Genomic DNA, 21,518 nt, shown 5'->3' with positions numbered 1-21,518 from the left:
GGGCAGGTCGAGCGCGAACTGCTGGGCGGCGCGCTTGGCGGCGGTGATGCGGTTGGGCGTGACGTCGTCGGCCTCCATGGACAGCGACACGTCCATGCCGTCGGGGATGCCGACGGTGACGTCGCCGGAGGCGGTACGGGCGTTCAGGCTTCGGCCCTGGACGTTGGTGAAGTCGAGGTCGCCGGAGGCGGACTTGGCGGTGATGTCGCCGGCGACGTGGCGGAGGGTGTACTCGCCGGAGGCGGTGTCGATTTTGGCGTCGCCGGTGATGGAGGCGATGCGGACGTCGCCCGAGGCCGTGGTGATGTCGGCGTCGCCCTCGATGACGTCACCCGCGACGTCACCTGAGGCGGTTTTGATGCGGGTGGCGCCTAGGCGGTCGAAGTGGATGTCGCCGGAGGCGGTGTGGAGGCGGGTGACGTCGAAGGGGCCGTGGAGGGAGATGTCGGCTGAGGCGGTTTTGACGGTGGGGTGGGAGCCGGCGGGGAGGGCGACCAGGACCTCGACGGAAGGGGAACGCATCAGGCTTTGGCGGGGGCCGAGGATCGAGATGGTGTCGCCGGAGTGTTGGACGGAGATGGATTCGGCGTATTCCTCGCCGCTTTTGTTGAGGCCGCGGATTTCGACCGTGGTGTCGGGGCGGGGGGAGGCAGTGAGGCGGATGCGGCCGGCGGGGATTTCCACGTGGAGGGTGATGGGGGCTGGAGTGGGGAATTCGGGCATGGCAAAGCTCCGGTTCGGTGGGTGATGGGTGGGTTAGGGCTGTGGTTCTGCTGGTGGCCGCGCGGGGTTGGCTGCGTGGCTCACGTGCACGTTGGGTGGTTCGGGCGCCTCAGGCGTCTTAGATGCCTCATGTGCCTCACATGCCTCACATGCCTCACATGCCTCAGGTGCGTCAGGTGCGTCAGGTGCATCTAGCGGGGCGGCAAGGGGTGGGCCATGAATCGGCGGGCGGGTGAGGTCGCACCCGCTGACGTCGCACCGGGCGCCACCTTCCGCGCTCGTCAAAACGTTGACGTCGTGGTGGCCGGCGTCGTGGTGCCTGGCGTCCTCCCGGTGTCGTCGTAGCCGAGTTGGGCTGGTCTTGCTCAGAACCGTGTCCGCCAGGGGTGGTGCTGCGGCCCCCGTGACGAGGCGCTGGTGTCGGCGGCTCCGAGGGGGCTCGGGTGGGCTTTCTAGCGGACCCAACCGCTTAGGCGTTTGCCGGTTGGGGGTGGGGTGGGGTGGGCGGTGGTGGGGTCGGAGAGGGCGGTGGAGAGGGCTCGGACGAGCCAGGAGTTCACCGAGACGCCGGCGGAGCTCGCGGCTTGTTCGATGCGGGATTTGAGGGATTCGGGCAGGCGCAGCGTCATGCGGGCTGTGCCGTCCTCCGTGGGCTCGTAGCCGGGTGGGGGCGGGGGGAAGGGCGGGGTGGGGGGTACGGGCGGGGCCGGGGGGCTGGCGTAGTCGGGGTGGCCGGGGTGGGCGGGGTGGCCTGGGTGGGCCAGGGGGCCGGAGACCACGAATTGGGGCTCGCGGCCGCGGATGCGTAGTTCGACGACGGCCGGGTCGATCTGGCGGGTGACCTCGTCGGCGGCGTCGGACAGGACCTCGATGAGGGTGAGCCGGATCGCCGACTCCAGGACCGAGGTCAGACGGTCGGCTGCGGACGCGGCCTCCGGGCCGGCGGCCTCTGCCGCCGAGCCGAACTCTTGGCGGAGGCCTTCGATGTACGTCGTCAACTCCATGACGTCATCATGGCATCATCGCGACGTCATGGCAAGCGCAGGATGCTGTCGAAGCGGGTGACTACTTGGTCCCAGGACCATTCCTGGGTGATCCACTCTCGGCCCAGGATGCCCATTTTTCGGGATCTGTCCTGGTCGGAGAGGAGGTCTATGAGGGCTGTGGTCAGGTCTGGGAGGGATTCGCCGTCGACTATCAGGCCGGTTTCGCCGTGCCGTACCGCGTCGGGGGCGCCGCCCGAGGCGCCGGCGATCACCGGGAGGGCGGCGGCTGAGGCTTCCAGGAAGACGATGCCCAGGCCTTCGACGTCTATTCCGCGCCATCTGGTGCGGCATGGCATCGCGAAGACGTCAGCGGCGGCGTACAGTGACGCCAGGTCTTCGGCGGGGATGGTGCCGGTGAAATGGATGTCGGCGGGCGCGCAGGTTGGTGACAGCGGCGTAATGGGTTGGCCGGATGGAAACGGTTGGACCGCCGCAGGGGGCTGACCCGCCGGAACGGGCGGGGCGGACGTGGTGGGCTGACCCGTCGTAATGGGCGGGGCGGATGTGGGGGGCCGGCGCACCGGAGTGGGGTGGGCCGGCGTAGGGGGCTGGGTGGGAGTGGGCCAGCCGGTGGAGGTGGTGAGGGACAGGGAGGCGGCCAGGCGTTCCAGACGGCGGCGGTAAGGGCCGCCACCGGCCAAGAGGAGGACGGCGTCGGGCAGAGCGCGAAGGACGTACGGCCAGGCCCGGATGAGCTGGTCCTGGCCCTTGCGCGGGACAAGGCGCGACACGCACACCGCGACGGGCCGGTCGCCGAGGCCCAGGCGGGCGCGGACGGCGGAGGCGGCGGCGGGGGAAGGGCGGAAACGGGCGGGGTCCACCCCGGGGGCCAGGCGGACGAGCTTGGCGGCGGGCACGGCGCGCAGGAGCCGCGCACGGGTGTAGTCGCCCAGGTAGGTGACGACGTCGGCCGAGGCGGCGATCCGGCGCAGCACGGAGCGGAAGCCCGGCACCGCCGCCCAGGACGCCTCGTGCCCGTGGGTGAGCATGACGACCCGCCGCACCCCCGCGGCCCGCAGGCGCGGCGCGAGCAGCCCGAGCGGGGCGGCGGCGCCGAAGACGACGGTGTCCACGCCGTACGCGGCGACCAGGGCGGCGGCCCGGCGGGCGACGGCGGGCGTGGGCAGCATGACGGAGGAGGGGTGCCGGATCACCGGGTACGGCTGGCGCGCGTCGAACTCGGCGCTCCCCCGCCACGAGGAGGCGTACACGACCACCCCGGGCAGGCGCGAGGCCAGACCGTGGACGAACGACTGGATGCCGCCGGGCCGGGGCGGGAAGTCGTTGGTGACGATCAGGACCCTGCTCACGGCTCGGGAAGGCCGTTCTCCAGGGCCCAGGTGCGGGCCATGGCGATGCGCTGGGGGGCGGTCGGGTGGGAGGCGTACAGCAGGTACTCCAGCCAGTCGGGCGAAAGGTCGGAGATGTTGGTGACGGCCAGCCGCTTCTGCATGGCGATGAAGGTGGCCGGGTCGCGGGTGAGGTCGAGGGAGTTGAGGTCGGCCCGGGCCTCGACGTGCCGGCTGACGACGTTCTGGAGCGGGCCGGACAGGACGGTGGCCAGGCTCATCAGTCCCATGACGACGCCGACCGCGCGGGGGTCGGCGATGGACAGGCCGCCGGTGCGCCGCCGTACCAGACCGTAGACCAGGAAGAGCAGGACGGCGCCGAAGGCGGCGCCCAGCCCGCCGATGAGCGTGCCGTTGAGCACGTCGCGGTTCTTGGCGTGGCCGAGTTCGTGCGCGACGATCAGCTCGACCTCGTCGGCGGGCGCCTTGAGCAGCGTGTCGTACACGACGATGCGGCGGGTGGCGCCGAAGCCGGAGACGTAGGCGTTGAGCGCGGTGGTGCGCCGGGAGGCGTCGGCGATGAGCACGTCGTCGACGGGCACGCCGTCGCGCTGGGCCATGGCGAGCAGGTCGGTGCGGAGCTGGCCGGGAGGCATCGAGCGGAAGTCGTTGAAGAGCGGCTCGAAGACGATCGGGTAGACGAAGGAGGCGGCGAGGGTGAAGGCGAAGGCACCGGCGGCGGCCGGGATCCACCAGCGCTTGAGCCGTCGCGCCAGCGCCGCCAGCACGACGATCATCACGCCGAGGATGGCGACGCGGACGGCGATGTTCTTGAGCCGGTCGGCGCTCCACGAGCCCCAGTCCTGCGTGGACAGCCCGAACTCGCGCAGCCGTACCTCGTACCACATCCCCAGCGGCCAGCGCAGCGCCTCGACCAGCAGGGTGAGCACGAGCACGCCCAGCAGCACCCGCAGCCACCACGGCCCGCGCAGCAGGGCCAGGACGCGGGCGCCGAAGGGCGTGGCGATGAGGATCCCGGCGAAGAGCACGGTGAGGCCAAGCGACAGGTAGGCGGGCGCGCTGAGCGCCGAGTCGAACGCCTGGGCGCGGGCGATCTCGGCCGGGGTGAAGTCACGGGCCGGATCGGGCTGCACCCGCAGCGGCAGCGGGTCCCAGGGCGTGGTGAAGGCGACCACGGCCACGATCGCCGCGCCCAGCACGGCCAGCGCGATGCCCGCCTGCCTGCGCAGCAGCCCCGGCCTCGGTGCACCGCGCTCCCCCTCGGCCATCGCCTCTCCCTGAACCTCTCCTTGAACCTCTCCCTCAAGCCCCCGCTCCGTCATCGCCTCTCCCCAGGTGCTTGAGATGGGCGCGCCATCTCGCGGTGAAGTCGCCGAACGGCGTCAGATCAAGCTTGCCCTGCGCGGCGTCCCGGTAGAGCCGCACGAGCCGCGCCTCGCCGTACTCGGCGGCGATGAGCCGGCAGGCGAGCCACGCCTCCTGGTAGGCCTGAGCCTGCCGGGGCGGCCCGAAACCCTCCGGCAGCCGGTACGGCAGGCGTCCCGCCCGGATGTCGGCCAGCAGCTCGGCGGCGGCGGCCTCGACGCTCAGGCCGGAGTCGCGGTAGGCGACGTAGTCGGCGAAGCCCTCGCGCAGCCACGGCGGGACGCGGCCGGTTCCGGCGGCCACGTGGGTGAGCTCGTGGGTGAGGACGACGTCGCGGCCGGTCTCGGTGAGGCGGGTGTAGCCGCCGGGGACGATGATCACCCGGCCCTGGTCGGCCAGGGCGGCGAGGCCGGCGAGGGCTTCGGGCGCGGCGCCGATCAGGCGGGCGGCGCCGGCGTCGGTGGCGGGGACCAGGACCAGGGGCCGGACCCGGGTGGCCAGCGTGCGGTCCACGCGGGTGGCGGCGGTGTCGGCGCGGCGGGCCAGGTCGGGGAGGTCGAGGCCGGCCGGCGTGCCCGGCTCGGCGAGCACGCGGGAGGCGGCGCCGTGGGTGGCGGTGGCCCCGCGGAAGGGGGCCGGCGGGTCGAGGGGGGCGGCCGCGGTGCAGGTGAGCGCGAGCAGCAGTGCGGCTCTGCGGGTCACCCGGGTCGGCATCCTGCCAGGTTAGCGGCACCCGCCCACCCAGCCGGAAAAGCCGGAAAGCAGAGGGGGAAACCGGCGAAGGCCCCGCCCGGAACAGGGCGGGGCCTTCACGAGGTCAGCCGCCGGGGCGGACCGCTCCGGCGAAGGCGCGCTTGCGCCAGCCGCTGAGCTTCTCGACCCGCACGGTCTTGCCGGTGCGAGGCGAGTGGACCATCCGGCCCTTGCCGACGTACATGCCGACGTGCCCGCGCCCGCTGAAGAACATCAGGTCGCCGGGGCGCAGGTTGCGCCACGACACCTTGGTCCTGATGCCCGCGTACTGGCTGTGCGTCACGCGCGGGATCCTGATCCCGGCCTTGCGCCAGGCGTACTGGACGAGGCCGGAGCAGTCGAACGAGCCGGGCCCGGTGGCGCCGAAGCGGTACGGGTCACCGATCTGGGCCTTGGCGACGGCGACGGCCTTGGCGGCCCTCACCTTCTGCCTGGCCGCCTTGGCGGCCCGGGCGGACCGGGCGGCCTTGGCGGGCCAAGCGATCTTCGCAGGCCGCCCGGTGGTCGTGACCACCGTGGCGGTACCGCTCGAAGTGACCGGAGCGGCGGCGGGGGTGTTCGTCACGGCCTGTGCCGGAGTGGCGGTGAGGCCGGTGAGGGCGGTGCCGAACACGACTCCGCCCATGGCAAGGCATGACAAACGGGGGATCTGACGGGTAGACAGGGTGTCTCCTCGGGACTTCCACGAACGCCTACCGGGTTAGCTGACGGATTCGGGCGTGGAAGGTCGCCCTACAGCGCGCTGCGCTGATTCACCCCTGGAACTCTGGGTCCCCGGCTCCGCGCCTCCTGGCTGCGCGGATTCGGCAAGCGGATCTCAATCTGTCCGATCGGCGATCTTGCGGCCGACTCGCGAAATCGCGGCGTCCTGGCTGGAACGCCGCGAGGCCAGAAGGTACCCCGCACGCCAACGGAGGGCAAAGCCACCGTCAAGAGTCAGGATTTCCCCGCGCGATAGTCAGAAGAGCGATCCCTGCTCCATCACCGTTTCGTGATGTCTTTGTGATTCGCGTCACATTGACCTCCTCACAATGCCCGTCAAGTCACATCTGTCACATGCGTCACACCAGTTCGAAGATCGCGTGACCGAAGCCGTCGAGCCGGATCCAGTCCGCCGCCGCGCCGGATACGAGCCGGCCTCGCGAACCCGGCAGTTCGACCGACGCCGGCGCGGCGCCCGGGTTGACGGCGACCACGAACCGCCCGCGCCGGTAGACGAACGGGTAACCGGCGTGCAGCACCTCGACCGGCTCCGCCGTACCGAGATCGGGATGGGCCCGGCGCAGGGCGATCAGCTCGCGGACGGTGTGCAGCAGCGAGCCGGGGTCGGCGCGCTGGTCGGCGACGTTGGGGCGCGCCGGGTCGGGGTCGGCGGGCAGGTAGGTGATCTGCGGGTCGGCCTTGTCCCACTGCATGGGGGTACGGGAGCCGGCGCGGTTGTAGCCGGGCAGGAGCCGGCTGCCCTCGACGTCCGGCAGGCCGGGCACGTACCGCATGCCGATCTCGTCGCCGTAGTAGATCGCCGGCAGGCCCGGCCAGGTCAGCAGGAAGGTGAAGGCGGCCCTGAGCTGCTCGCCCTCGCGCGTACCGCTGGCCAGGCGCGGCCAGTCGTGGTTGCTGGAGGGCAGCGAGATCAGGCCGGAGGCGCCGATGACCTCCATGGCCTCCTGCCACTCGGCCAGGAAGTGCGCGGTCGTGCCGGCCCCGGCCGGGTCGAAGTAGGGCGAGTCGATCTTGTCCCACTCGGTGGTCACCGCGCCGTTGTCCCACAGCGAGCGGAAGGCCAGGCCGGAGAAGTGCAGGAAGAAGTCGGCGTGAAAGCCGCCGGGCACCGAGACCTTGGGATCGCCCCACTCCGACAGCAGCACGGCCTCCGGGAAGGCCTCGTCGAGCCAGCCGCGCAGCTCGCGCCAGAGCTTGGCGGTCTCCACGTGGCCGGGGTCGTCCTTGACCAGCGAGGCGGCCATGTCCACCCGGAAGCCCGACACGCCGCGCTCCAGCCAGTGGGACATGATCTCGCGCAGCGCTCTGCGGTTGACCGTGGGCCCTTCCGCGTCGACCGGCTGGCGCCAGGGCTCGGCCTCGTCCTGACGCGCGTAGCCGAAGTTCAGGGCCGGCTGGAAGGCGAAGAAGTTGGGGCGGTAGGAGCCCGGCCGGCTGCCCGGTGAGGGCACGAAGCCGGGGACCTCACGGTCGGACCAGATGTAGCGGTGGTCGCCGGGGTCGGCGGCGGAGGCCAGGAACCACGGGTGCTGGTCGGAGGTGTGCCCGGCGACCAGGTCGAGCAGGATGCGGATGCCCTTGGCGCGGGCCTTCTCCACCAGGGAGAGCAGGTCCGCCTCAGTGCCGTAGCGGGGGTCGATGCTGAAGTAGTCGCGCACGTCGTAGCCGGCGTCGGCCATCGGCGAGGCGAAGCACGGGCTCAGCCAGAGCGCGTCGACGCCGAGCCAGGACAGGTAGTCCAGGCGCGACTCGATGCCGGCGAGGTCGCCGATGCCGTCGCCGTTGGCGTCGGCGAAGCTCTGGGGGTAGATCTGGTACAGGACGGCGTCACGAAGCCACACGGAAGCGCCCCTTTATAAGGTGATATTTCTCACCACCTTAGGGGCGGACGGCGCCTACCAGCGGTCTGCCGTAGTCGGCGAGATTGACCACCTTGACCACGTCACCGGTCTGCGGCGCGTGCACGATCTTGCCGTCGCCCGCGTACAGGCTCACGTGCCCCAGGCCCTCGCTGAAGACCAGGTCGCCCGGCTGGAGCGCCTTGAGGTCCACCTTGCGGTTGGCGCCCCAGGCCCACTGGTCCCACGTCGTGCGCGGCAGCTCCACGCCGCCCGCCCGCCAGGCGGCCTGGGTCAGCCCGGAGCAGTCGAAGCCGTCCGGCCCCGTGCCTCCGTACCGGTACGGCTTGCCGACCTGGGCGTAGGCGAACGTGAGCGCGGCGGCGGCGTTGCCTCGGGCCGGGCCGTTGTAGACCAGACCCGGGCTGTTGGGGTCACCGGTCTTGTAGGCGCCCAGCCGGACCAGCAGGGCTTTCTGCTTCTTGATCAGCTTGAGGATCTCGGACCGGTCATCGGCGACCTTGTCCCGCTTGGCGTCGGCGTCGCTCAGCGCGCTCTCGGCCTCGTCCCGCTGGGCCTTGAGGCCCTGGTTCTCCTGGAGGAACTGCGCCAGGCGCTGGCCGCGCTCGGCGGCGAGCTGGTCGGCCAGGGCCATGCCGGTGAGCGTGTCGGCCGGGCTGTCGTTGCCGAGGACCACCGTGGCGGCGGTCAGGTCGGTGCCGGTCTGGTAGCTGTCGACCGCCATGGTGACCACCTGCGAGCGCAGCCCGGCGACGGTGGCCAGCTTGGCCTTGTAGCGCTCGTTCAGCTTGCCGTACCGGCTCTTGGCGGCCTTGTAGTCCTCGGTCGCCTTGTTGTAGCGGTCGACGACCTTGTCGGCCTGGTCGTTGAGCTTCGCCAGGCGGGCCTTGGCCTGCCGGACGGTCGGCTTGGGGTCGGCGACCGCCCCGCCGGGATGTACCAGCAACGCTCCGACCGCCAATCCGGCGACCAGCGGTACCCGGCCCAACCTCACAGCGTCGCCTCCCAGTGATCACACCTGGGGCAAATGGTACAGAAGTTGCAGGTGTGAACTGAACGCTTCGGGGAATCCTGCCCCGGCAAACGCTAGGCGCGGCCGAGCCGGCGCAACAGCAGAGCGGACGGAACCGGTCTGGCTCCCATCTTCCGCACCGATTCGGCCACCTCTCGGTCGGAGGAGACCACGGCCACCGCGCGGCCCGGCGGCTCGGCGCGCACGAGCTGCCGGATGAGGTCGTCGGCGATCTCCCCCGGCTGGCTGAACAGCACCCGGACGCCGCGCGGGGCGTTGACCGCGACGTGCGCGTTGAGCTCGGCGCCGTCGAAGACCACGGTGACCTCGATGCGGGTCTGCGCGACCAGCCCGGCCAGGCCGGTCATCAGCCGGGCCCGCTGGTCGGCCAGGGTCAGCGTGCCGTACCCGGTCTTGGTGACGTTGTAGCCGTCGATGATCAGATGGACCTGGGGCAGCGCCACGATCTGGTCGAAGAGCTGCGGGTCGTCGTCGGCCAGCGCCCGCGCCGCGACCTTGGGCGTGCCCGGGGCCAGGCCGGTGACCGAGTCGGCCGGCCGGTGGATGGTGGTCGGCAGCGCCAGCTCGCGGCGCAGCCCGGCCGAGGCGTCCTGCAGCGCGTCAAGCAGCACGCGGATGCGCGCGTCCTCGATGCTGCGGCCCTCGCGGGCGGCGCGGCGGGAGGCTTCGAGCTGCCGTTCGACGTCGTGGAGCCGTTCCTTGAGCCGGCGCAGCTCGGCCTCGCCCGAGCTGCCCGCGCTGGCGGCCAGCGATCGGGCCTCCTGGGCCTCCTGCTCCAGCTCCTCGGCGCGCCGGTCGGCGGCCTTGGCGCGCTCGCGCGACTCGTGAAGCTTGCGGCGCAGGTCGGAGTTCTCCGCGCGGGCCGCCTTGAGCTGCTCGCGCAGCCGCTCGGCCTCCTCCTTGGCCGCGCTCTTCAGCGCGGCGACCTGCTCGCGCAGCCGCACGACGGTCTGCTCCTGCGCGCTGCCCTCGGCGGCGGCGGCCACCTGTTCGAGGTCGGCGCGGGCGGATTCCACCATCTGCGGCCAGCCGGGCGGGCGGATGAGATAGGCAGCGGCAGCCACCAGCACGGGGTCGGCCGCGGGCGGGACGGTGCCTTCGGCCAGGCTCGCCGCGAGCTCGGGCCAGCCCTTCTCGACGGCCTCGGCGACCAGCTCGCGGAATTCCTTGTCGTTCTCGAGCTGGGCGGCGATCGGCGCGCCGCCGAGCTTGGCGCGCTTGCGCGGATCGAAGCGCGCGATGCCGCGCAGCGGCGGCGGAATGGCGGCAGCGGGCGCCGACCCGAGCACCTGGGCGGCCAGATCCACGACGTTGAGCCGGACTTGCTCGGGAAGCGGACGAGACAGGCCTTCGCCGGCTGAGCTCATCCTTACGCCTCCGTCAGGTTGTCTTTCTTTTCACAAGGGTACGGCTGCCGCACCCGTGACCGAACCTGGACAAGCGCTTGGTAGGGGTATACGACTGTGCCATGCCGGAGCAGTTGCGCACCTCCACCCGCGACCTCGACGACCTGCGCCTGCGCGTCCAGACCTGGCTGCGCGGCCGGACCGGCGAGCGCTCGGCGGTCTCCGAGCTGGAGCGCCCGACCGGCAACGGCCTGTCCAGCGAGACGCTCTTCTTCACCGCCAGGCTCGCCCCGGACGGCCGCGAGCAGCGGTGCGTGGCCCGGCTGGCCCCGGCTCCCGAGGCGGTCCCGGTCTTCCCCAGCTACGACCTGGGCGCCCAGTTCGAGGTGATGCGGCTGGCCGCCGGGCACGTGCCGGCCCCGCGCCCGTTGTGGTTCGAGCCCGATCCGGCGCACCTGGGCGTGCCGTTCCTGGTCATGGCGCGGGAGGAGGGCCTGGTGCCGCCGGACGTCATGCCGTACACCTTCGAGGGCTGGCTGCTGGAGGCCGACCCGGCCGACCTGCGGCGGTTGCAGGACCGCACGGTCGGCCTGCTGGCCGCCCTGCACACGGCGCCCCTGTCCCCCGGCCGGCTGGACTTCCTCGGGCCGCCCGGCCTGCGCGCGCACGTGACGGCGACCCGCCGCTACTACGACTGGGCGCACGGCGCGCTGCCCGTCCCCCTGCTGGAGCGGGCCTTCGCCTGGCTGGAGGACCATTGGCCGGCCGAACCCGGGCCTGACGTGCTGAGCTGGGGCGACGCCCGGATCGGCAACGTGATGTACCGCGACTTCGAGCCGGTGGCCGTGCTCGACTGGGAGATGGCCGCCTGCGGCCCGCCGGAGCTCGACCTCGGCTGGATGATCTTCCTGCACCGCTTCTTCCAGGACGTGGCCGAAGTGTTCGGGCTGCCGGGGCTGCCCGATTTCCTGACCCGGGAGCAGGTCTGCGCCGCCTACCGGCAGGCGAGCGGCTACGAGCCGCGCGACCTCGACTTCTACGAGACCTACGCGGCCCTGCGGCACGGCGTGATCATGGCCAGGGTCTGGCACCGCCGCATCCACTTCGGCGAGCAGGCCATGCCGGACGACCCCGACGACCTGGTCATGCACCGGGCGCGGCTGGAGGCCATGCTGGGCTAGCCCGCGTCGTAGACCAGCAGGGCGATCTGCACCCGGTTGTTGAGCCCGAGCTTGGTCAGGATGCGCGAGACGTGCGCCTTGACCGTGGCGACGCTCATGTAGAGCTCGCCGCCGATCTCGGCGTTGGACTTGCCCTGCCCGACCGCGATCGCCACCTCGCGCTCGCGCTCGCTGAGCCGTTCCAGCAGGCCGCGGGCACGGGTGCGCCGGTCGGGTCCCGCGCCGTCGGAGACGTGGGTGATCAGTTGGCGGGTCACCGCCGGCGACAGGATGGGCTCGCCCGCGGCCACCCGGCGGATCGCGGCGACCAGGTCGGCGGGCGGGATGTCCTTCAGCAGGAAGCCGGCCGCCCCGGCCCGCAGCGCGCGCAGCACCTGGGCGTCGGCGTGGAAGGTGGTGAGCACGACCACCTCGGGCGGCTCCGGCGCGGCGCGCAACGTCTCGGTGGCCGCCAGGCCGTCGATCTGCGGCATGCGGATGTCCATCAGGACGACGTCGGGCCGCAGGCTCGAGACCAGCGGCGGCACCTGGGCGCCGTCGGCGGCCTCGCCCACGATCTCGATGTCGCCGGCGCCCGCCAGGATCATGGAGAGCCCGGCGCGGACCAGGGCGTCGTCGTCGACGATCAGGACACGGATCACGCGTTCCACGGTAGCCAGGCCTCCAGGTCGAAGTCGCCGCCGGGTGCGGTGCCGTGCGTGAGGCGCCCGCCGAGCAGCGAGACGCGCTCGGCCAGGCCGATCAGGCCCGAGCCCGCGCCCGGCAGGGGGAAGCGGCCGGCGCGCACCGGCTGCGGGTTGCGCACCCGGATGCTCAGCCCCTCGCCGGGTGCGCCCCACACGCGGACCGTGACGAGAGCGCCGGGCGCGTGCTTGCGCGCGTTGGTGAGCGCCTCCTGGACGATGCGGTAGGAGTCGCGCCCGAGCCGCTCGGGCACCTCGCCCGCCTCGACCGACAGCCGGATGAGCATCCCGGCCTGCCGGCACTCGGTGACCAGCTCCTGGATGTCGTCGAGAGTGGGCTGGGGACGTTCGGGCGCGGCCTCCTCGCCGCCCGCCCGCAGCACGCCGATCACCTCGCGCAGGTCCTGCAGCGCCTGGTGCGCGCTGGCCCGGATGGCGCCGGCCGCCTGGGCGATCTCCCGGGGCGAGGCGTCCGGCCGGAACTCCAGCGCCCCGGCGTGCAGGCTCAGGATGGAGATGCGGTGGGCCAGCACGTCGTGCATCTCGCGGGCGATGCGCTCGCGTTCGAGCCGGCGCGCCTCCTGCGCCGAGTCCTCGGCCTGGCGGCGCAACGACCAGACGAGCTGGCGCCGCGCCCGCACGAGCATGCCCCAGGCGGAGAAGACCAGCACCAGGCCGGTGCCGAACCAGAACGCGCCCCAGTAGCCCAGATCGGGATCCGGCCGCCAGGCGCCGGCCGGGAACAGAGTGGCCACGTTGAGCAGCATGAGCGGGCCGGAGATCCGGAACGGCCGGTGCACCGCCACGGTGAACAGCAGGATCGCGGCGGCGACGCCGACCAGGATGAAGTAGGCCGACACCAGCGTCAGCACCACGCACAGCGTGACCGGCCAGCGGCGGCGCAGCCACAGCGAGATGCAGGACAGCGCGGCCAGCACCTGCTCGACCACGTCGATGGGCCGGTCGCCCAGCCGCAGGTCCTCGATGACGAAGAGGGTGGCCAGCGCGGCCAGCACGAAGAGGGCCACGTCGACGATCCAGTCCCGCGTCGAGCGCTTGACCGGCCGGCCCTCCCGCCCGTCGCCGAGCAGGACCGAGGGCAGCAGCCACCGATACTCCGTCACGTTCTCCGAGGTTAGGGGGTGGCGGGCCCCGCTGAACACCGACCAAAGTCGGTGTCGCTCCCGACCGGTGGCCGACGCGGGGCGTCCCCCCGGGCGGCCATCGTGGAGGCCATGAGCAAGGTCCTGAACATCATCGGCGTGATCCTCATCATCCAGAGCGTCGGCGGCGTCGCCAACGCCATCTGGTGGAGCGGCGACGGCTTCTCCCTGGTCAACCGGCTGGCGCTCTTCGAGGGGTACGAGGTCTTCGCCAACCTCATCGTGGGCGTCCTCGCGGTGGTGCTGATCGTGCTGGTGGATCGGAGCGCCGGTGACGACGCTTAGGCCGCCGCGCCACGCCCCCGACCCGCGCGCGGTCGCGTGCTGGACCGCCGAGCGGCTGATCCTCACCGCCGTGCTGGCCGCCGTGGTCGTGCCGGCGTACTGGTTCCTGACCGACCGGCCGCTCTGGCTCGGCGCGGTGACCGCCGCCGTGCTGCTGGCCTGCTGCGCGATGTCGGTGATCGGGCCGCGCATGCTCTACCGCTTCCAGCGCTGGGAGGTCACCGAGGAGGCCGTCTACACCCGCACCGGCTGGCTGGAGCGGGTCTGGCGGGTGGCGCCGATGTCACGGATCCAGACCGTCGACACCCGTCGCGGGCCGCTGCAGAACCTGTTCGGGCTGGCCGACGTGAAGGTCACCACGGCCTCCTCCGCCGGGGCGATCACCCTGCACGCGCTCGACGCGGCCCAGGCCGCCGAGCTGGCCGAGCGGCTGACCGCGATCACCCAGGCCACGCCGGGTGACGCCACGTGAGCGCCGAGGTCGCCGGCACGGACTGGCGCGGCCTCGACCGCCGCAGCCTGGCCGCCTCCGCGGTGCTCTCCTTCACCATCGTCGCCCCGGCGGTGCTGGTGCTGGTGCGCATCGCCTCGGCCAACGACTGGGGCGTCACGCCGACCGTGCTGGCCTGCGCGGGCGCGGGCGTGCTCATCGTGCTGGGCACGCTGGTCTACGACCTGCTGCGGTTGCGCACGACGAGCTGGCGGCTGACCGGCGAGCGGCTGGAGCTGCGCAGCGGCGTCGCCGTACGGCAGCACCGCTCGATCCCGCGCGAGCGGGTGCGCAGCGTCGATCTCAAAGCCGACCCGGTACGGCGGGCCCTGGGCCTGGCCGTGGTGAAGGTCGGCACCGGCGAGCAGGCGGGCGGCGAGCACGCCGAGCTGACCCTCGACCCGCTCACCCGGCAGGAGGCCGAGGACCTGCGGCACGCCCTGCTGCTGCGCGCCCCGGCCACGGGAGCGGCCGGGGCCGCCGAGCACGAGCGTCCGGCGCTGGCCGTGCTCGACTGGTCGTGGCTGCGGTACGCGCCGCTCACGGTGTGGTCGTTCATCGGCGCCGCCCTGGTGCTCGGCGCGGCCTACAAGCCGCTGGACGCACTCGGCCTGGACGAGGGCCTGGCCGAGTCCGCCTGGAAGTGGGTCACCGGCGACCCGTGGAGGGCGGTCCCGCTGATCCTCGCGGTGAACGTGCTGGCCGGCGCGGCCGGAGCGGCGGCGGTCTTCGCGACCTCGTGGGGCCGCTACCGGCTGGAGCGCGAGCCGGGGCGGCTGCGGCTGAGCCGGGGGCTGCTCACCACGCGCTCGATGACGCTGGAGGAGCGGCGGCTGCGCGGCGTGGAGCTGGCCGAGCCGCTGCTGCTGCGGCTGGGCGGCGGCGCGCGGGTCAAGGTGGTGACCACCGGCCTGCGCAAGCGGGAGGAGAAGGAGGCCGACGACGTCTCGGTGCTCACCCCGCCGATGCCGCTGGCCGGCGCGCTGGAGCTGGCCGGTCAGGTCTCCGGGTCCGCCCTGCCGGCCCGGCTGCACGGCCGGCCGAAGGCGGCGCTCCATCGCCGGCTGCGGCTGGGCGTGGTGGAGACGGTCGTGCTGGCCGGCGTGGCCGGGCTGCTGGACCTGTGGTGGCTGCCGGCCTGGATCTGGCTGCTGCCGCTGGTGAACCTGCCGATCGCGCTGCTGTACGCCCGGGCGGAGTACCGGGCGCTGGGGCACGCGCTGGGCGAGCGGCACCTGGTCTCGCGCCAGGGCGTGGCCGCGCGGCGGACGGTGGCGCTGGAGCGGCGCGGCATCATCGGCTGGCGGATCAAGGAGAGCTACTTCCAGCGGCGGCTCGGCCTGATCACGCTCACCGCGACCACGGCCGCCGGCCCCGGGCACTACGACGTGCCCGATCTGGACGGCTCCGCCGGGCTCGACCTGGCGGCGCGGACGGTACCAGGCCTGCTCGACAAGTTCCTCACGAAACGATAACGAACGGATCACCCAGGCCCCTGTGCTGGGTGATCCGTTTTCACGCTATCGGGGGACCTTGCAACTTACTTGCAACGCTTTAGACACCGATGTTGCCGTTCAGGAGGGATGCGCCAATGCTCGCAGCGTGCTTGCCGCGCTGTCCTGCCACGCCCTGACCTGCCGGGCGGGCGGCAGGGAGATCATCACCGACTTCACCTTCGACCTGCGGCCCGCCGAGCGGGTGGCGCTGATGGGACCGTCGGGGTCGGGGAAGACCACGTTGCTCACCACGCTCGCCGGGCTGCTGCCTCCAGCCGCCGGGCGGGTGATGGTCCGGGGCGTGCCCCTCGACGAGCAGCCCGCCCTGCGCGCCGACCTGGCGCTCATCTTCCAGTCCTACGGCCTGCTGTCGCTGCTCACCGCGGCCGAGAACGTCGAGGTCGCGCTGCGCGCCGCCGGGCGGCCGCCGGCCGAGGCGATGGAGCGCGCCGCGCACGCCCTGGACCGGCTGCGGGTCGAGCGGTTCGCCGACCACCTGGTGGAGGAGCTGTCCGGCGGCCAGCAGCAGCGGGTGGCGGTCGCGCGGGCGCTGGCCCTGCGCCCGGCCGTCCTGCTGGCCGACGAGCCGACCGCCGAGCAGGACGCCGGCCACCGCGCCGTCGTCCTGGACGAGCTGATGAACGTCACCGCCGAGGGCACCGCCCTGCTGGTGGCCACGCACGACCCGGAGGTCGCCGAGCGCTGCGACCGGGTGATCCACGTGGGGAGGTCGCATGAGCGTCGTCCGGTGTGACGGGGTCGTCCAGATCTACAAGGCGCAGGACGTCGAGGTCGTGGCGCTGCGGGACGTGGACCTCGTGGTGGAGGCCGGTGAGACGGTCGCCCTGCTCGGCCCCTCCGGCGCGGGCAAGACGACGTTGCTCTGGCTGCTGGCCGGGCTGCTGCGGCCCAGCGCCGGGCGGGTGGTGGTGAACGGCGCCGACCTGGGCGCGCTCGACCAGCGCAAGCTCGACCGGGTACGGGCCGCCAACCTGGGCGTGGTGCTCCAAAACCCGGCGCGCAACCTCATCCCCTACCTGAGCGCGGCCCAGAACGTCGCCTTCGCCCAGCGTGGCGTGCGGCGCGACCGGCGCCGCGTGCGCGACCTGCTGCGCCGCGTCGGCCTGGAGCCGCTCGGCGGCAGCCCGGCGGGCCGGCTGTCCGGCGGCGAGCAGCAACGCCTGGCCGTCGCGGTGGCGCTGGCCAACCGGCCCCGGCTGCTGCTGGCCGACGAGCCGACCAGCCAGCTCGACGGCGACAGCGGCCGGGCCGTGGTCGAGCTGATCCGCAGCTCGGCCGCCGAGGAGGGCACGACCGCCGTCGTGGTCACCCACGACCAGGCCGTCGGCGAGGGGCTGGGCCGTACGGTGACCATCCGGGACGGCCGGGTGGGCGCCGAGGGCCGGCGCGGCGAGGACTTCGTGGTGGTCGGCCGGGAGGGCGCGATCCAGGTGCCGCCCGAGTACCACCACCTGCTGCCGCCGGGCTCCATGGCCAGGATCGAGGCGATCGAGGACGGCGTGGTCCTGCGGAGGGCGGAGCGATGATCTGGCTTGGCCTGTGGGAGCGCCGCGCGCTCGCGCTCATCGTGCTGATCGTCGCGATCGTCCCGGTCGGCGCGGCGAGCATCGGCCCGCTGTACGCCGAGGCCTCACGCACCACGATCGTGCGCGACGTGCTGCGGGCGGCGCCGACCGACGGCCGCGGCTGGCGCTACACCACCCCGGTCGCCATGGAGTCGGGGCTGCGGGAGTTCACCGCGGGGGCGGACTTCCTCAGCGCGCCGATCCGCGGCTTCGAGGCGCAGAGCCAGGTCGCCCGCCAGGACACCATCGTCTCGCTCATGTGGCAGGACGGGCAGTGCGAGCACGTCACGCTCCTGGAGGGCCGGTGTCCCACGGCGCCGTTCGAGGTCATGGTGGGCGAGGGCTTCGCCGGCCGGTTCGGCGAGGAGGTGATCCTGAGCTCCTTCGCCGCCCACGACAAGAAGACCAACCAGTTCGTCGCCAGGCCGCTGAAGGTGGTCGGCGTCTACCGCGCCAACAGCCCGGCCGACCCGTTCTGGTTCAACCGCAGCCTGTTCGCCGCGCTGGCCACCGAGGGCCGGCTGGAGCGCGCCGAGCCGTTCTTCATCACCCCGGAGACCCGCTCGGAGGGCTACCTGCTCGGCTCGGGCCAGTGGACCGACTACGCGCTCGTCTTCGCCGACCCGGAGCGCATCACCGGCGGCGACCTGGACACCATCGCGGTCATGCAGGCCCGGGTGGAGCGGGTCGGCCGGGTCAGCTCGGCCGCGGTCTTCACCCGGATGGGCGACACGCTGCGGACCATGACCCGCCAGGCCGGGGCGCTGGCCGTGCCGACCTACGTGGTGGTCGGCCAGCTCGTCGCGCTGGCCTGGCTCCTGCTCTTCCAGACCGTCGCCGACCTGGTGCGGGCCCGCTCCCCCGAGATCGCGCTGGCCCGGCTGCGCGGCCACTCCCTGCCCAGGGTCTGGCGATTCGCGCTGGCCGAGCCGCTGCTGCTGCTCGCGCTGGCCTACCCGCTCGGCGTCCTGACCGGCCGCGCGGTGGCGCAGGCCGTGGTCCGCCACGTGCCGGCCGAGTGGCCGCCCGCCGCCCTGGGGGCCGGGGCGGGCGCGCTGGCCGGCGGGCTGCTGGCCGCCGCGGTCGCCGCCTGGCGTACGGCCCGCCGCCCGGTCACCGAGGAGTGGCGCAGGACGCCGCGCCGGGCCGGCCGGGGCTGGGTGCTCGACGCCGTGGTCCTGGCGCTGGCCGGGATGGGACTGGTCGAACTGCTCGGCGCCGGGGTGATCACCGACGCGTCCGGTCAGCGTACGGGGGCGCTGGCCGTACCGGGGCTGATCGCCCTGGCGCTGGCCCTGCTCGCCCGGCGCGCGCTGCCGGGCCTGGCGAGGCTCGGCTACGGCCGGACCCGGCGGCGCGGCGGGCTGGGCGCCTTCCTGGCGCTGCGGCAGGTGGCCAGGGGGCCGGTGACCGCGGGCAGCATGATCGTGCTGGCCACCGCGTTCGGCCTGGCCACCTTCGCCGTCGCCGCCTGGACCGCCACGCTGGGCAACTACGCCGAGACCGCCCGCTTCCACCTCGGCGCGCCCGCGGTGATCGAGGTGGGCCGGGTGACGCCGGAGCAGCTCGCCGCGGCGGTCGCCAAGGCCGATCCCTCCGGCCGGCAGGCCGCGCCGGTGATCCGGGTGCCCGGCAGCCCGCAGATGGTCGCCGCCGACCCGGCCCGGCTGGCCGAGGTCGCCTCCTGGGATCCCCGGCACGCCGGCGGGATCGCCCTGCGCGAGGCCGCCGCGCGGATGAAGGCGCAGCGCGCGCCCCGGGCCATGCTCGGCGGGGAGCAGGTGCGCATGACGGTGGCGCACGGCCGGATCCCGCCGAAGGCGACGGTCCGGTTCTTCCTGACCATCCGGGTGCCGGGGCGCGTCGGACCGGTGTCGCTGCCGATCGCGCGGCTGGAGAAGGGCGTGACCCGGCACACGTGGCGGCTGCCGGCCGGCTGCCACAAGGAGGCCTGCGAGCTGCGCGGCCTGCGCGGCGAGATGGTGCTGCCCGTGGCGGGCGAGGACGAGTTCGACCCGGTGGTCCTGCCGGTCGCGGTCAACCGCCTGGAGGTGCTGTCCGGCGGACGGTGGCAGGAGGTGGACGCGGGGCTGACCGATCCCGCGCGGTGGGCCCCGGTCGACGACAGCGACCCGGTCCAGGCCGACGAGTACGGCCTGGAGCTGCGGCTCGTCGAGAACTCCGGCTCCGGCGTACGGCTGGTCACCTACCCCGACCCGCTGCCCGCGATCACCACCGGCCAGGTGGGCGCGAAGGCGCTGCCCGGCCTCGACCTGCTGGCCGGGGTCGGCGTGGAGGCCGCCGTGCCGAGCGCGGCCGCGCCGGGGCTGAGCGACACGGGGGCGGTCGTCGACCTCGACCTGGCCGACCGGGCCGCCTTCGGCATCGCCCCGCAGGCGCGCTTCGAGGTGTGGGTGCGCGAGGGCCGGGCCGCGCCGATCGCCGGCGCGCTGGCCGCGGCCGGGCTGGAGGTGATCGCCACTCAGCGGGTCGGCGACCTGGAGCGGCGCTACGCCGGGGAGGGACCCGGACTGGCGCTCCTGCTCATGCTGGTGTCGGCGCTGGCCGCCGCCGCGCTCGCGCTCGGGCGGACCGTCCTGGCGCTCTACACCGCGGCCCGGCGGCGGCGCTACGAGCTCGCCGCCCTGGCCGCCGCCGGGGCGCGGCTGGGCGCGCTGCGCGGCTCGCTGCTGATGGAGCAGCTCGTCGTGGTCTGCGCGGGCATGGCGACCGGGCTGGTCGCCGGGCTGCTGGCGGCCCGGGTGGCGCTGGCGCGGATCCCGCAGTTCGCCGAGGCGCCGCCCACCCCGCCGCTCCCCTTCGACCTGGCGCCCGGGCCGCTGGCGTTGCTGCTCGGCACCGGGGTCGTGGTCAGCCTGCTGGCCACGATGGCGGTCAGCGAGGTGCTGCTGCGCGGCATCCAGGTGGACCGGCTGCGCGAGGCCCAGGCCTGACGCCCGGGCCGCGCGGCTCAGCTCCCGGTGGCCGAGCCTCCGGTCAGGGCGTCGGCGACCGCCCTGGCCACCTGCTTGGCGCCCTCCCCGGTCTCCTGGCGGGTCATCAGCTTCACCTTGGACCCGTTGGTCTTCTCGCCGACCGGCAGATCGGCCCCGGCGTAGGAGACCTCCACGACGACCTCGCCCTGGCGGATCCACAGGCTGGTGCCGCCGTTGAAGACCTCGTTCTTGCGGTCGGCCACGTACTGCAGGAAGGCGGCCTCGCCGTACCCCTTGAGCTCGACCGGCGGCCCCCAGGAGATGTCGCCCGGCTCGAAGTCCTGCATGAGCTTGGCGCTGCCGAACTTCTGGGTGTACAGCCCCTTGGCGGAGGTCGGGTCGGCCTGCCCGGCCCGGTTGGTGAAGGTGTGCAGGGTGATCAGCACGCTGCGGATCTTCTTGCGTCCCTCGCCGCCGGGCAGTTCGAGGTTGAGCCAGCGGCACTCGGTCTGGGTGTCGTTGCCCTGCGCGGTCTGCCGGGTGCGCTTCATCGGCCCGGGGACCAGCGCGGTGGCCGCCTGGTCGGCGGCCTGGCAGGGCGGCGGCATCGCGGCGAGGGTGGTGAAGGTGGGCGTCGGCACCGGCGAGGGCGGGGCGGTGGACGTGGGCGTGGGCGTGGCCTCGGCGACGACGCCGGGGTTGCGGGCCTGCCAGTCGGCCACGCTCTTGGCGACCTGCGTGACCAGCAGGGTGACCTCGCGCAGCGCGTTCTCCTCGGTGATCGACTGGGTGGTCTCGTTGGACAGGATCTGGGCGTCCTTGCGCTGCTGGCTGGCGTCGTACTTGACCTCGACGACCATGTCGCCGAGCCGGGTCCAGGCCTCGCCGTAGGAGTACCAGGTCGTGGTGCCGGAGCGCCGCCAGGTGTACTGGGCGTAGGCGCCCTCGCCCACGCCCGGGATGTCCTTGACCTCGGAGATCTTCTCTCGCTCGTCCGGGTCGAGCTTCGGCTTGGAGGTGGCGCGGAAACGCGCCTGCGTGTAGTCCAGGTCGTAGGAGCGCTGGGCCAGCGCCCGGCCGGTGTCGGCGCCCTCGGCCTTGTACTGCGAGATCGTCACCTCGATCTCGCGCTGGCGCCACCACTCGCCGTAGGAGATGCGGTGGTTCTCCCAGGAGCACTTGAAGATGCCGGCGTACCCGTTGTCCCGTGAGTAGGGGAGGACCTTGGCCTCGGGGACCAGCCGGTCGACCTCCTCCTTGGGCAGCATCGAGCACACCTGGGGCGCGGCGGGCTTGGCCGGGCTGGCCGAGGCCGCCGAGGAGCCGGTGGGCTTGATCTCGGTGACCTTCGGCAGCGCACCGGCCGCCGACGTCCTGCCGAAGTAGAGGTAACCGCCGACGCCCGCGCCGAGGAGCACCACGACCGCCGCCGCCACCACCGGCAGGATCCAGGGCCGCCCGGTCCGCACCGGCTGGGTGTACGGCTGGCCCGGCGGCATCCGGTAGGGGTTGGTGGGCGGTTCGGTCACGGGTGCTCCTG

At 73.3% G+C, this 21,518-nt stretch carries 19 protein-coding genes and 1 riboswitch; of the genes, 7 read left to right on the top strand and 12 right to left on the bottom strand.

What is annotated here, in order from left to right; translation table 11 throughout:
- The 9 genes from AB0I67_RS40410 to AB0I67_RS40370 all read right to left on the bottom strand — a co-directional run.
- On the bottom strand, positions 1-684 hold a 684-nt coding region (locus AB0I67_RS40410; RefSeq protein ID WP_357935661.1), incomplete at its 3' end, for a DUF4097 family beta strand repeat-containing protein.
- Positions 685-1,175: 491 nt separating this feature from the next.
- Complete coding sequence (locus AB0I67_RS40405; RefSeq protein WP_357935658.1) at positions 1,176-1,727, bottom strand: toxin-antitoxin system HicB family antitoxin; 552 nt, start codon at positions 1,725-1,727, stop codon at positions 1,176-1,178.
- A gap of 26 nt (positions 1,728-1,753) precedes the next feature.
- On the bottom strand, positions 1,754-3,079 hold the full coding sequence (locus tag AB0I67_RS40400; protein ID WP_357935656.1) for a glycosyltransferase: 1,326 nt from the start codon (positions 3,077-3,079) through the stop codon (positions 1,754-1,756).
- Positions 3,076-4,347, bottom strand: coding sequence for a M48 family metallopeptidase (locus tag AB0I67_RS40395; RefSeq protein WP_357935654.1), 1,272 nt, complete (start codon positions 4,345-4,347; stop codon positions 3,076-3,078). The genes AB0I67_RS40400 and AB0I67_RS40395 overlap by 4 nt, the downstream gene beginning before the upstream one ends.
- Positions 4,348-4,381: 34 nt before the next feature.
- Entirely contained in the window at positions 4,382-5,158 is a 777-nt protein-coding gene (locus AB0I67_RS40390; RefSeq protein ID WP_357935651.1) for a hypothetical protein, read from the bottom strand.
- Positions 5,159-5,261: 103 nt separating this feature from the next.
- Entirely contained in the window at positions 5,262-5,822 is a 561-nt protein-coding gene (locus tag AB0I67_RS40385) for a C40 family peptidase (protein WP_357935648.1), read from the bottom strand.
- 49 nt (positions 5,823-5,871) lie between these two features.
- Positions 5,872-6,016: riboswitch (cyclic di-AMP (ydaO/yuaA leader) on the bottom strand.
- Between the two features lie 242 nt (positions 6,017-6,258).
- Complete coding sequence (locus AB0I67_RS40380) at positions 6,259-7,761, bottom strand: alpha-amylase family glycosyl hydrolase (protein WP_357935646.1); 1,503 nt, start codon at positions 7,759-7,761, stop codon at positions 6,259-6,261.
- Between the two features lie 37 nt (positions 7,762-7,798).
- Positions 7,799-8,773 carry an NlpC/P60 family protein gene (locus tag AB0I67_RS40375; protein WP_357935643.1) on the bottom strand — a complete coding sequence of 325 codons (975 nt, stop codon included), beginning with the start codon at positions 8,771-8,773 and terminating at the stop codon, positions 7,799-7,801.
- Positions 8,774-8,865: 92 nt separating this feature from the next.
- A complete protein-coding gene (locus AB0I67_RS40370; RefSeq protein ID WP_357935640.1) occupies positions 8,866-10,179 on the bottom strand; it encodes an NYN domain-containing protein in 1,314 nt (437 codons plus the stop codon).
- A 101-nt stretch (positions 10,180-10,280) separates the two neighbouring features.
- Between AB0I67_RS40370 and AB0I67_RS40365 the strand changes: the two genes are divergently transcribed.
- Positions 10,281-11,339 carry a phosphotransferase family protein gene (locus AB0I67_RS40365; RefSeq protein WP_357935637.1) on the top strand — a complete coding sequence of 353 codons (1,059 nt, stop codon included), beginning with the start codon at positions 10,281-10,283 and terminating at the stop codon, positions 11,337-11,339.
- Here AB0I67_RS40365 and AB0I67_RS40360 read toward each other — a convergent pair.
- Entirely contained in the window at positions 11,336-11,980 is a 645-nt protein-coding gene (locus AB0I67_RS40360; RefSeq protein WP_357935634.1) for a response regulator transcription factor, read from the bottom strand. The genes AB0I67_RS40365 and AB0I67_RS40360 overlap by 4 nt on opposite strands.
- Positions 11,977-13,146 (bottom strand): histidine kinase, encoded by a 1,170-nt coding sequence (locus AB0I67_RS40355; protein WP_357935631.1) that lies wholly within the window; start codon positions 13,144-13,146, stop codon positions 11,977-11,979. Before AB0I67_RS40355 ends, AB0I67_RS40360 begins: the two co-directional genes overlap by 4 nt.
- Positions 13,147-13,257: 111 nt before the next feature.
- Between AB0I67_RS40355 and AB0I67_RS40350 the strand changes: the two genes are divergently transcribed.
- The 6 genes from AB0I67_RS40350 to AB0I67_RS40325 all read left to right on the top strand — a co-directional run bounded on the left by AB0I67_RS40350 (position 13,258) and on the right by AB0I67_RS40325 (position 19,996).
- Positions 13,258-13,470, top strand: a complete 213-nt coding sequence (locus tag AB0I67_RS40350) for a hypothetical protein (RefSeq protein WP_357935629.1) — start codon at positions 13,258-13,260, stop codon at positions 13,468-13,470.
- Positions 13,457-13,942, top strand: coding sequence for a PH domain-containing protein (locus AB0I67_RS40345; protein ID WP_357935626.1), 486 nt, complete (start codon positions 13,457-13,459; stop codon positions 13,940-13,942). Before AB0I67_RS40350 ends, AB0I67_RS40345 begins: the two co-directional genes overlap by 14 nt.
- Positions 13,939-15,435 carry a PH domain-containing protein gene (locus AB0I67_RS40340; RefSeq protein WP_357935624.1) on the top strand — a complete coding sequence of 499 codons (1,497 nt, stop codon included), beginning with the start codon at positions 13,939-13,941 and terminating at the stop codon, positions 15,433-15,435. Before AB0I67_RS40345 ends, AB0I67_RS40340 begins: the two co-directional genes overlap by 4 nt.
- A gap of 127 nt (positions 15,436-15,562) precedes the next feature.
- Entirely contained in the window at positions 15,563-16,210 is a 648-nt protein-coding gene (locus tag AB0I67_RS40335) for an ATP-binding cassette domain-containing protein (protein WP_357935621.1), read from the top strand.
- Positions 16,191-17,003: an ATP-binding cassette domain-containing protein gene (locus AB0I67_RS40330; RefSeq protein ID WP_357935618.1), complete on the top strand. Its 813-nt coding sequence runs from the start codon at positions 16,191-16,193 to the stop codon at positions 17,001-17,003. The genes AB0I67_RS40335 and AB0I67_RS40330 overlap by 20 nt, the downstream gene beginning before the upstream one ends.
- The gene (locus tag AB0I67_RS40325; protein ID WP_357935615.1) at positions 17,000-19,996 is read left to right on the top strand and encodes an FtsX-like permease family protein; all 2,997 of its coding nucleotides are present in this window, start codon (positions 17,000-17,002) and stop codon (positions 19,994-19,996) included. The genes AB0I67_RS40330 and AB0I67_RS40325 overlap by 4 nt, the downstream gene beginning before the upstream one ends.
- A gap of 17 nt (positions 19,997-20,013) precedes the next feature.
- Here AB0I67_RS40325 and AB0I67_RS40320 read toward each other — a convergent pair whose 3' ends face one another.
- The gene (locus AB0I67_RS40320; protein ID WP_357935612.1) at positions 20,014-21,507 is read right to left on the bottom strand and encodes a hypothetical protein; all 1,494 of its coding nucleotides are present in this window, start codon (positions 21,505-21,507) and stop codon (positions 20,014-20,016) included.
- Between the last annotated feature and the right edge of the window lie 11 nt (positions 21,508-21,518).

The sequence above is a fragment of the Nonomuraea sp. NPDC050310 genome (genome assembly GCF_040655795.1).
Lineage (GTDB): Bacteria > Actinomycetota > Actinomycetes > Streptosporangiales > Streptosporangiaceae > Nonomuraea.
This window is presented reverse-complemented; position numbering and strand designations above follow the sequence as displayed.

Bases quoted from the DNA above. Each gene is read 5' to 3' on its own strand.
- AB0I67_RS40405 (WP_357935658.1), bottom strand. From the start codon at position 1,727: ATGGAGTTGACGACGTACATCGAAGGCCTCCGCCAAGAGTTCGGCTCG.
- AB0I67_RS40395 (WP_357935654.1), bottom strand. From the start codon at position 4,347: ATGGCCGAGGGGGAGCGCGGTGCACCGAGGCCGGGGCTGCTGCGCAGG.
- AB0I67_RS40390 (WP_357935651.1), bottom strand. From the start codon at position 5,158: ATGCCGACCCGGGTGACCCGCAGAGCCGCACTGCTGCTCGCGCTCACC.
- AB0I67_RS40385 (WP_357935648.1), bottom strand. From the start codon at position 5,822: ATGGGCGGAGTCGTGTTCGGCACCGCCCTCACCGGCCTCACCGCCACT.
- AB0I67_RS40370 (WP_357935640.1), bottom strand. From the start codon at position 10,179: ATGAGCTCAGCCGGCGAAGGCCTGTCTCGTCCGCTTCCCGAGCAAGTC.
- AB0I67_RS40365 (WP_357935637.1), top strand. From the start codon at position 10,281: ATGCCGGAGCAGTTGCGCACCTCCACCCGCGACCTCGACGACCTGCGC.
- AB0I67_RS40350 (WP_357935629.1), top strand. From the start codon at position 13,258: ATGAGCAAGGTCCTGAACATCATCGGCGTGATCCTCATCATCCAGAGC.
- AB0I67_RS40330 (WP_357935618.1), top strand. From the start codon at position 16,191: ATGAGCGTCGTCCGGTGTGACGGGGTCGTCCAGATCTACAAGGCGCAG.
- AB0I67_RS40325 (WP_357935615.1), top strand. From the start codon at position 17,000: ATGATCTGGCTTGGCCTGTGGGAGCGCCGCGCGCTCGCGCTCATCGTG.